Here is a 9,979-nt window from a genome sequence, read left to right as displayed (position 1 = left end):
GGGTGTCGCCGAAGTAGTACTCGACCTGGGCGCTGACGGAGTGGGTCTGCGAGTCGTCCCTGACGTAGTAGACCTTCACCACGTGCGTGGACGGGTCGGTCGCCTCGCCGGCGGCGAGCTCGTAGGAGGTCTCGCCGTCGGTGGAGTCCCACTTGTAGCCGGAGAACTTGTCCGTCTGGTTGGGCTCGACCGTCGCGGTGACGGCGTCGTTGATCCAGCCGGTCTCGGTCACGGCCTCGTCGGTGGCGTCGGCCTCGGCCTTGGCCTTGGCCTCGGCGAGGGTGTCGCCGAAGTAGTACTCGACCTGGGCGCTGACGGAGTGGGTCTGCGAGTCGTCCCTGGTCGTGGTCACCTCGACGTCATGGCTCTCGGTGACGCCGTTGATTGCGGCATAGGTGTACGTCCCGTCTGCATTCAGTTCGAAATCGACGGCCTCACCGTTGTCCGTGACACCAGTGATCGTATAGCCCTGAGCCGGAGTGAACGTCATGGCCTCGGACGTTCCTCCGTAGGCAATGTCCGCCTGGCTCTCATTAGTAACGGTGCCTCGATCGATGGAGCCGGTTACGTTGAACTGCTTGTGGAAGAAAATCGTAAGGACAAGCGAACCGTCGCCCGCGACAAGGCCTGTCAGGACGGTGCCCGGGTAATCGTCTCCAGCATATATATAGTTGTCGATCGTCTTATATTCCTGCGCGACGGTCGCAGGCGCTCCAGTTCGGCCGTGATCTTTGACGACGTCGATTACCGTGCCCGTGTCCGCATCAATACGCTTGATCGTGTACTCGGTATCGTCCTTGGGCCTCCACTGGGCAAAGAGCGTGGTGTCCTGATTTATCACGAAGGACTCTCCGGGAGCGTACGCCGTTCCATCTCCGCCAGCGCTCGTGTTCCATCCGGTAAACGTATAGCCCCTTCGCTGGGGAGTCGGCGTTGCCGCAGCCGTCGCAGTTGAGCCCTGCGTGTACTGTTTGCCATCCGGCATAGTGCCCTGTGCCCACTCTCCCGTTGGGCAGTTGGGGTCATAGGCAAGATTGACGAGTGCCTTGTTGAGCATCACTCCGTCGACGTGCCACGTGCTCTCACGCTTTACGACATACCAGAGGACATACTGGGTCTCTGGGTCATAGGTGATGCCGCTGTGACTGCACATCGTTACGATCTGGTCGTCGGACGGAAGCGCATTGAGAAGATCGGCGATTCCGATTGAGCTGTCGGTCGCAAAGTGCGAAAAATTGAAATTGTTCTTCAGCGTAACGCCCTCTGTGTACTCAGTCATCGGATGGCCACTGGGTTCCGTGGGAATAACGCCATCAAGACGGACGAAGAACGTCGTGTCCACGGCCTTCTCTGCAGCCCAGGTACCATAAAGCGTCTTGTTGCCCAAAACCGTATACGTGCTGCCGACCGGATAAACGGGAGCCGAGTAGTTGCTGGCCCCCGACCCCTGAGCGGTCTGGCTGGTGGACCAACCTATGAATTTATATCCAGGCCTTGTGACACCGGGGTCCGGCAGAACAATCGTCTCGCCGTCAAGTGCGGAGATGCTGGCAGGGTTCGCCCCGGCAACTCCGTTCAGCCTGAAGGAAACGGTGCTTTCCCTTACCCACGTGGCATACAGCTTGGTGTTGCCGTCGATGGTAATAGTCTGGCCGGGAGCATACGCGACGCCCGTCCCATCTGCCTTAGTGTTCCAGGACAAGAAGTAGTAATTGTAGGTCGACGTTGTAGTGGTGTGCGCCACAGGGGTGACATCGGGGATGGTCACGACACCGTTCTTGTCCGACTTGACGTTCCCGGGCATCTCGGCGCGGACATTATCGTTGTTCTTTACGAAGCTCAGGGTTCCGGCGGCCTTCGTCTCGCCAGGCCCCTTGGCGGCGTTGACATTAGCATCGGCGTCGGCATCGTCGGAGCCAAGCAGTGCGTCAATCAGATCGCCGATCAGCCCCATGGCGCCAAGCTTTGCGCTCTTGCTTTCAGCAACCAGTTCCTTCTGGGCCTCGGCGCCATTCGGCTCAACGGGATCAGTCACCGCAGTCGCCGTGTTCTCTGCCTGAACCTCAACTTGAGACTCCGGCTCTCCCGCCTTCCGCTGAGTGGAGATGGTGATGCGGGCACCATCCACCGCCGATGCGGCGGGGACAGTGTAGTTACCATTCGCGTCAGCGGGAAGAGCCGAAACCGTCCCGTTCACGCAAAGGGAGACCTGGGTTATCTCGTAGTCATGGTCGGCAGTGACGTGAAACGCAAAGTCCTTGCCCGCAGGGACCGTGATGCTCGAGGCGGGGGAGGCGATGGTCTGCCCAAAGCAGGTGATGCTCGAATTGCCAAGATCGATGGCTATTCTCGCGTCTGCAGCCTGCGCGGGAGCGCCCTCCTGCTCCTGGGCGGCGGGCTCCGCGGCAGGCGCCGCGGGCTGCGCAGTGGGAGCAGGCTCACCCTGCGCCGCCGAAGCCTCTTGCTTCTCCTGCGTTGAAGATTGTTCCTGCGCAATGGGCGCAGCGCCTACCTGCGGGGTCGCCTGGGCGGGCGTGGACTCTTCTGTAGAGGACTGCCCGACGGGTTGCGAGGACACCTCCTCACCCGCCGCTTCGTCACGCGCCTCTGCGATGGCAGTCGCAGGCACGCAAGTCGTTACCATCGCAAACGACAGAAATATTGACAGTACTCTATTGGCCATGCTGCCACGGCAAAGCACCTGTGGTTTCCTGTACTTTCTCATGATCAATCCTCCCCGCCAGAATCATTTAGATCGATGGTTCCAACGTCACGCCGGCGCAAAGGCCAATTACCCCGCCGCGTGTCAACATCCAACAGAACGTCCGGTCACGGCAAAAGCCTTCGCATAGTGCTCTCTATGACGAGAGAGTTACGAAATTCCTGACTCGTCAAAGTGTCGCATTATAACGAAGGTTTTCGAGAGTTCCTATGTAGATTTTACCAACCGGCAGCCTTTTCCATACACCACAAGCCAACTATTTCCACCAATGGAGCGCAGGTAGGGCGGTATTTTTTTGTAATGGAAAGCCATAACAAGAGATACTATTCAAATACTGATTATTTCTTCCTACTGGCATTTAGTATCCGTTTACAAATCTCAGTTTCCGTAAGAGAGTATGAAGCTTTATCGGAAAGATAAAAAATATTTGATTATTGAACTGCCAAATAGTCGCTACCTTACGACAATACGTTTAGTTTTTGATTAGGTAGTAGCAACGCATCATATACATGCCATAAAAACAATAGCTTGTATCAAAAAGAAAAGACCAGCCGCACAAGCGACTGGCCTTGACTAATCATGGTCGGGTTGACTGGATTTGAACCAGCGACCTCTCGGTCCCGAACCGAGCGCTCTACCAAGCTGAGCCACAACCCGTTAGCGTAGATACTTTAGCAGAACTCCTTGTGCAAACCAACGAGATCAAGAAAAGACAAATCTTTCCTCTTACAGCAGCCCCCTTCGCACTGCCACCAAACAAGCACCCCCGCCGCCCAAAAGCCATCGGCTCGCAGCACGCTAATCGTTCGCGTTCGGTACGTAGCTGGCGACCAACTCGAGGTCCCCCTCATAATCCAGACGTCCGCAAGCGTAGGGCGCGAGAAAGTGATCGCCCTTGCGAAGCTCATAGCGCCTGGGCTCCGGGGACGCGCGCTTCTCGGCCGAAGATGTGGGCGAAACCGTGACGGAGCCACCCTCCCCCTCCACGACCGAGAAGCACATGAAGGGGTGAGACTGCTCAAGAGAGACGGGGGCGTCGGGAGCCACGCGAACGCGGTCCACACTGAAGTACCGGCAGTCCATGAGACGCGTCACGCCGCCTTGCTCAGGCGCCGTCACAGCCCCATCGGCAAGCAGCGGCGCACCGTAGTCGATGACGTCGAGCGCCTGGGCCATGTGCAGCTCTCGCAGACTACCGTCAGCCTGGGGGCGGTCGAAGTCATATACGCGATAGGTGACGTCAGACGACTGCTGTACCTCGAGGATCAGCGCGCCCTTGACCGCGTGCACCGTGCCGGGTGTGATGCTGAAGAAATCGCCCTTGTGGATGGGGATCTCGTTGAGTAGCTCGTCCCAGCAACCAGCCTCAACCATCTTGGCGAACTCGGCGCGGTCGTGGGCCTTCTGCCCAATCATGATGCGCGCGTCCTCGTCCGCATCCAGGATGTACCAGCATTCGCTCTTTCCCAGGCTACCGTTCTCGTGCTCAGCCGCATAGGCATCGTCAGGATGGACCTGCACCGAAAGGTACTCGCTGGTATCCAGGATCTTGATCAGCAGCGGGAAGCGATCACCGGCGATGTGGCCAAAGAGTTGAGGCTCCTCGGCCCAAAGCCCCGCAAGGCCGCGCCCGTCGTAGGTGCCGCCGCGCACGGGGGACGGCCCGTTGGGATGCGCGCTTATGGCCCAGCACTCACCTATTTTACCCTCAGGAATCTCGTAGCCAAACTCCGTCTGGAGCTTGCGACCTCCCCAGATCTTGGAGAGGAAGAACGGCGAGAAGAACAAGAGCTCGTTGGTGGAAGGGGGCATTGGACATCCTAACTGCCGAGGCCTGCGGTTGCGCTAAATGCAACCCACACTTTGCGCCCTCACAGCCGAATTGGCAAGGCATTTTAACCCAATCCGAATCGGATTCCGCAGCCTCGGACCCTTACCCGCAGTCACCCGCCGGGCCATCCGTCTCGCCTTCCGCCCAGCAGTCTGGAAGACGCTCGCTTAGAGCATCTTGGTCGCAGCTGACCACCAGCCGCGAAGCCTCGCCGCACCCGCCAGGCGCCCGGCATCCTCGTGAGACCTGCAGATGGCAAACACGCAGCTACCCGAGCCACTTACCTGGGCGCCGAGCACGCCGCCGTCTGCCGCGAGCCACGCCGCGATGACGTCGTCGTCCGGCACGAGCCGCCTCGCAACCGGATCGAGATTGTTGTACAGGTGCTCCGCGACAGCTTGGACGTCGCCCGCGCGAAGGGCGGCAAGCATGGCGTCAGGCGCAACTGGAGCGGTGGGCTCCAGATCAAATGCTCCGTATGCCACCGCAGTCGAGACGCCATCCGAAGGGCGGACGAGCACGACGGGCACATCGTCCAGGCGGCCAAAACTCTCTTTAAGTACGTCGCCAGCACCATCGAGGTACGAGGGCACAGGATTCAAGAAGAAGGGGACGTCCGCCCCGATGGAACGCGCGACTTGAACCGCAAGCTCTTCTCGGCGGCTTTCGCCACAAAGCTCGAGGATGGCCATGATTGTCGACGCTGCATCAGACGAAGATCCGCCAAGGCCGCTCTGCGGAATCACGCCTTTGGTGACACGAACGCAATAGTGGTGCTCGTCTCCCAAAGCCTCCTTGGCGCGGACCGCCGCAAGCCAGGCCGTGTTGCGCGCATAGTCGATTCCCACGTCTTCGCTCATGTCGAGAGCGACACCCCGCTGTGCGGCGGACTGCGGCGCGGGCGCGCATAGCCGCTCGACCGTAACGGCGTCGCCCAGATCGAGGGCGCACATGACCGAATCGGCGCGATGGTAGCCACGCTCGTCACGCCCGGGATGTATACCTAGGTGGAGGTTGACTTTGACGGGAGCCTTTTTGGTGACGCTCTGCTGCATGGGAACCCCTGGTGCTGAAGGAAAGACAAACGGCGCAAGGCGCCCAAAAGAAAGCCGGGTCGCGAGGCGGCCCGGCGGCGTTGCTACTCCTGCTCCTCGGCAGTCCCGAAGTCGAGGATGCGCTCCCCGGTGTCGGGGTCGTAAATCTCAACCGTGCTGGTGAGGACGTCGACGTACTGGTAGCTCTGGCGAGCCTTGCGACCGCGACGCTCCTCAACCTCGACGACGAAGAGGGTGGGATAGGCACCAACTAGAACGCCCGTACGCTCAACGATGCGGGAGCGACCCATGTTTGCGCGGACCCTGATGCGGTTTCCCTGCAGAGAGCTAAGCTCATCACGAATCTGGTCTACCCTGTTGACGGGCGGAACCTCAACTTCCATCTGTACCTCCGGGTTGCAGCGGACGGCGCATGGTTCCGTCCGCCAAAGTGCCATGCAACGTTCCAGTATATGGGACAAACATGATTTCCACGGAAAACACGGTAATAAGGTGGTAGAGATGGGTCAGTTTTCACCCAATAAATCACGCATCGGACACGTCATGTCGAACCTGGAGTCGATGGGCCTAACCCAGGCCCTCGTGTGCGACCCCATGTCCATCTGGTACCTCACGGGCTACTACAACCAGCCCCTTGAGCGCTTTTTCGCACTGCACCTTTCGGCTGACGGCAAGGGCGGCGCGACCTCCACGCTCTTCTGCAACAAGCTGTTCCCCGATGCCACAGGCGCGGCCAACGCTATCGTGACCTTTGACGACACCGAGAATCCCATCCCTCTGATCGCCGCCGTCACGAAGTCGGACAAGCCCCTGGGAGTCGACCGCAAGCTGGTTGCGCACTGGCTGCTGCCCATGATGGACGCCCAAATCGCAAGCGACTTCCGCCTGGCGTCGAACGCCGTAGACGACGCCCGCGCGATTAAGGACGACGCCGAGAAGGACCTCATGCGCGAGGCCAGCCGCATCAACGACGAGGCGATGTCCTGGCTCGCGGCCCAGGTCCACGAGGGCGTCACGGAGCGCAAAATTGCCTCCGGCCTGTTGGCCGAGTACCGCCGCCTGGGTGCCGGGGACCACAGCTTCTCGCCCATCGTGAGCTTCGGCGCAAACGCCGCCGACCCACACCACGAGCCCGACGGAACCACCCTCGGCAAGGGCGACATGGTCCTGTTCGACGTGGGATGCAAGCGCCAGGGCTACTGCTCCGACATGACGCGCACCTTCTTCACGGCAGAGCCCACCGATCGCCAGTTGGAGGTCTACAACACCGTCCGCCGCGCCAACGAGGCGGCCGAAGCCATCATCAAGCCCGGCGTCACCTTTGCGGAGATCGACCTGACCGCGCGCCACGTTATAGAGGACGCAGGCTTCGGACCCTACTTTACGCATCGCCTGGGCCACCAGATCGGCCTCGAGGACCACGAGCCCGGCGACGTTTCGTGCACGCACGACGAGCCGGTCAAGGCAGGCATGATCTTCTCGATCGAGCCCGGTATCTACCTGCCCGGCGAGATTGGCGTGCGCATCGAGGACCTCGTCATCGTGACCGAAGACGGCTGCGAGGTCCTGAACCACTACAGTCACGAGCCGCAGGTGCTCAAGGCATAAACAGCCGCACGCGCACCGGCTGCGCGCAAGGCAAATGCAAGGGCCCGGAGAGAAGCGCTTCTCTCCGGGCCCTTTTTTCATTCTTGTCCGACAGCTTTTTGGCCGCCTTTAGCCAACGTCCGGCCTGTCGCCTACTCCTGCGGGCACCTGGAAAGGGCCGCCTCGTCGGCAATGACGACGCAGTTGGTGTGCAGCTGCAGGATAGACGCGGGACAGTCGGGGTCAACCGGACCGTAGCACATGCGATAGACGGCGTCGGCCTTAGCCTCGCCGCTTGCGATGACCAGAATCATGCGCGCGTACATGATCGTCTGCACGCCCATGGTGTACGCCTGGCGGGGGACGTCCTCCTCACGCTCAAACAGGCGGGAGTTTGCCTTGATGGTGCTCTCGGTGAGGTTCACGCAGTGGGTGCCCTTCGAGAAGCAGCTGTCAGGCTCGTTGAAGCCGATGTGACCGTTGTTGCCGATACCCAGCAGCTGCAGGTCAGGGTAGCCGGCCTCCCTCACCATGCGGTCGTACTCGGAGCAAGCGGCCTCGGCGTCGGGGTTGGAGCCGTCGGGCACATGCGTGCGAGCCAGGTCAATGTTGACCTTGTCGAAGAGGTTCTGGCGCATGAAGTAGTGATAGCTCTGCGGATCGTCGTTGGTGAGACCACGATACTCGTCCAAATTGTAGGTACTGACGTTGCTGAAGTCCACGTCGCCCTTGTCGCACCACTCGACGAGCTGGCTGTAGGCGCCCAGCGGCGTCGTGCCGGTCGCCAGACCCAGCACGCAGTCGGGCTTCATAATTACCTGTGCAGAGATGACGTTGGCCGCCTTGCGGCTCATATCCTTATAGTCAGTGGTACGAACGATGCGCATGCTTCCTACCTTCCCCTAGACGTGCGTCTACAGCAAAAAAATGCCAAGGGCGTCCGCGTGCCCGACGCCCGATTGCCCCACAAAACGCAGGCCGTGCATCCCTTCTCAAGGGATTGCGCAAGGCCCGCGCCCGCATCGCACGAGCGACGAACCTAAAGCTTTGCCTTCAGGTCCTCAAGCGCGTGGAAGCGGTGAGAAATCGCGTTCTTCTCCTCCGGCTCAAGCTCTGCCATGGTCTTACCCGGCGTGTCTTGTGGAAGGAAGAGCGGGTCGTAACCAAACCCGTTGTCGCCGCGGCCCACGAAGCCGATCATGCCCTCACAGTCGCCGTCGCCGCGCAGAATGCCCTCGCCGTCCTCGTCGGACTCGACCAGCACCACGCTCGAGTGGAAGCGCGCGGTGCGCTTGGCCTCGGGAACGTCCGTCAGCTCGCGAAGAAGCTTCTGGTTGTTGGCTGCGTCGTCGCCATGGCCGCCGGCAAAGCGTGCCGAAAAGATCCCTGGCGCGCCGTCGAGGGCGTCGACGCACAGGCCGGAATCGTCCGCAATCGCAAAGCGCAGGCCCGTCTCGACCAAAGCCGCACGGGCCTTGATGAGGGCATTCTCGTAGAACGACTTGCCGTCCTCGATGGGATCGGGGAACGACCCGAGCTCGCCAAGGGCGACAAAGCGCGTGCCCGGCATGCCGGGAGACAGAATCGCCTCGATTTCGGTCACCTTGTGCGCATTGCCCGTCGCAACAACAACAGTATGGCGAGGATCAAGCGTGTTGATATCTACCTTTTGCATTGGAACTCCTATCGTTGGGACTCGCTGCCCCGAAAGCGCCGCGTGTGGCGCATGGCGTTTCGCGACAGGCTAGCTGCGAAAGCCCGTCACCTGGTTCTGAAGGTCGACAAGCTTCGCAATGGCATCCTGCCCCATGTCGAGCAGCTGGTTGAGCTGACCGCGGTCAATCGTCGAGCGCTCGCCCGTGCCCTGGACCTCAACGATGCCGCCGGCGTCGGTGCCCACGAGGTTAAGGTCGACCTGAGCATGGCTGTCCTCGGGATAGTCAAGGTCAAGCAGAAGCTCGCCATGAACCAGCCCCATGGATATTGCCGCAACCTGCCCCGTTAGGGGGAGCCGGTTGATCAGACCCTTCTCGACCATGGACATGAGGGCATTGTGAAGCGCCACCCATGCACCTGTGATGGACGCCGTCCTGGTACCGCCGTCGGCCTGGATGACGTCGCAGTCGCAAGTGATGGTGTACTCGCCCAGGCGATTCATGTCGACCACGGCACGCAGGCTGCGACCGACCAGACGCTCGATCTCCATCGAGCGACCTTTGCGCTTGCCGTACTCACGCTTGGAGCGACGGTTGGTGGAGGCGGGAAGCATCGCGTATTCGGCCGTGACCCAGCCGGCACGCGAGCCCTTGCGCCAAGCAGGGACGCCCTCCTCGACGGTGGCGGTGCAGAGCACGCGCGTGTTTCCAAACTCGGCCATGCAGGACCCGTCAGCGTTCATCATCACGTCACGCGTGAGCTTGACGGGACGCATCTGATCTGCGGCTCGCCCAAAGCTACGTTCTGACTGGCTGGATTCTGCGGACATGAAACCTCCTGTCCCACGGCACTCTCTATTCAATAGGGACAGACTATCACGGACCCCCTGACACACGCAGGTCAAAGCGCGCACCACGCACCGCGCGAACACAATGCAGGACAGAAACAACACGCTCGAAAAGAGTCCAGAACAAGGTTGCAAAAACCGGAAAAGCAGGGCCCGAGCAAAGAGAAGGTCACGGGGACGTTCCCCGTGACCTTCTTGAGATCAATGGTGGGCGATGAGGGATTCGAACCCCCGATCTTGTGCTTGTAAGGCACCTGCGCTAGCCGCTGCGCCAATCGCCC

Annotated in this window: 8 protein-coding genes and 2 tRNA genes; 1 reads left to right on the top strand and 9 read right to left on the bottom strand. The window is 60.6% G+C overall.

The genetic code is table 11. The annotated features are described in order from the left end of the window. The 5 genes from B5D13_RS05915 to B5D13_RS05895 form a co-directional block, all read right to left on the bottom strand. The coding region (locus B5D13_RS05915) for an InlB B-repeat-containing protein (RefSeq protein ID WP_200802613.1) at positions 1–2,578 on the bottom strand (2,578 nt) is incomplete at its 3' end. Between the two features lie 724 nt (positions 2,579–3,302). Next, a tRNA-Pro gene (locus B5D13_RS05910) sits at positions 3,303–3,379 on the bottom strand. 141 nt (positions 3,380–3,520) lie between these two features. Beyond that, positions 3,521–4,534, bottom strand: a complete 1,014-nt coding sequence (locus B5D13_RS05905) for a type I phosphomannose isomerase catalytic subunit (RefSeq protein WP_078687392.1) — start codon at positions 4,532–4,534, stop codon at positions 3,521–3,523. Positions 4,535–4,720: 186 nt separating this feature from the next. Continuing rightward, entirely contained in the window at positions 4,721–5,608 is an 888-nt protein-coding gene (locus tag B5D13_RS05900) for a 4-(cytidine 5'-diphospho)-2-C-methyl-D-erythritol kinase (RefSeq protein ID WP_078687391.1), read from the bottom strand. Between the two features lie 83 nt (positions 5,609–5,691). Then, on the bottom strand, positions 5,692–5,991 hold the full coding sequence (locus B5D13_RS05895) for a Veg family protein (protein ID WP_078687390.1): 300 nt from the start codon (positions 5,989–5,991) through the stop codon (positions 5,692–5,694). Positions 5,992–6,109: 118 nt separating this feature from the next. On the opposite strand from B5D13_RS05895, the gene B5D13_RS05890 reads away from it, so the two are divergent. Next, complete coding sequence (locus B5D13_RS05890) at positions 6,110–7,216, top strand: M24 family metallopeptidase (protein WP_078687389.1); 1,107 nt, start codon at positions 6,110–6,112, stop codon at positions 7,214–7,216. Between the two features lie 131 nt (positions 7,217–7,347). Here the strand turns inward: B5D13_RS05890 and nagB are convergent, their stop codons facing one another. The 4 genes from nagB to B5D13_RS05870 all read right to left on the bottom strand — a co-directional run bounded on the left by nagB (position 7,348) and on the right by B5D13_RS05870 (position 9,979). Then, positions 7,348–8,082: a glucosamine-6-phosphate deaminase gene (gene nagB / locus B5D13_RS05885; RefSeq protein ID WP_078687388.1), complete on the bottom strand. Its 735-nt coding sequence runs from the start codon at positions 8,080–8,082 to the stop codon at positions 7,348–7,350. A gap of 152 nt (positions 8,083–8,234) precedes the next feature. Next, positions 8,235–8,870, bottom strand: a complete 636-nt coding sequence (gene rdgB / locus B5D13_RS05880) for an RdgB/HAM1 family non-canonical purine NTP pyrophosphatase (RefSeq protein ID WP_078687387.1) — start codon at positions 8,868–8,870, stop codon at positions 8,235–8,237. 69 nt (positions 8,871–8,939) lie between these two features. Continuing rightward, a complete protein-coding gene (gene rph, locus B5D13_RS05875) occupies positions 8,940–9,680 on the bottom strand; it encodes a ribonuclease PH (RefSeq protein ID WP_078687386.1) in 741 nt (246 codons plus the stop codon). 223 nt (positions 9,681–9,903) lie between these two features. Next, a tRNA-Val gene (locus B5D13_RS05870) sits at positions 9,904–9,979 on the bottom strand.

Origin of the sequence: Olsenella sp. KH1P3, from assembly GCF_900167315.1 — a bacterium.
GTDB classification, from domain to species: domain Bacteria; phylum Actinomycetota; class Coriobacteriia; order Coriobacteriales; family Atopobiaceae; genus Olsenella_J; species Olsenella_J umbonata_A.
The sequence above is the reverse complement of the archived record's forward strand: the minus strand, read 5'-3'. Positions and strand labels throughout refer to the sequence as shown.

Excerpts from the sequence above, each read along its gene's own strand:
- B5D13_RS05890 (WP_078687389.1), top strand. The coding sequence starts at position 6,110 with ATGGGTCAGTTTTCACCCAATAAATCACGCATCGGACACGTCATGTCG.
- rph (WP_078687386.1), bottom strand. The coding sequence starts at position 9,680 with ATGTCCGCAGAATCCAGCCAGTCAGAACGTAGCTTTGGGCGAGCCGCA.
- rdgB (WP_078687387.1), bottom strand. The coding sequence starts at position 8,870 with ATGCAAAAGGTAGATATCAACACGCTTGATCCTCGCCATACTGTTGTT.
- B5D13_RS05900 (WP_078687391.1), bottom strand. The coding sequence starts at position 5,608 with ATGCAGCAGAGCGTCACCAAAAAGGCTCCCGTCAAAGTCAACCTCCAC.
- B5D13_RS05895 (WP_078687390.1), bottom strand. The coding sequence starts at position 5,991 with ATGGAAGTTGAGGTTCCGCCCGTCAACAGGGTAGACCAGATTCGTGAT.
- nagB (WP_078687388.1), bottom strand. The coding sequence starts at position 8,082 with ATGCGCATCGTTCGTACCACTGACTATAAGGATATGAGCCGCAAGGCG.
- B5D13_RS05905 (WP_078687392.1), bottom strand. The coding sequence starts at position 4,534 with ATGCCCCCTTCCACCAACGAGCTCTTGTTCTTCTCGCCGTTCTTCCTC.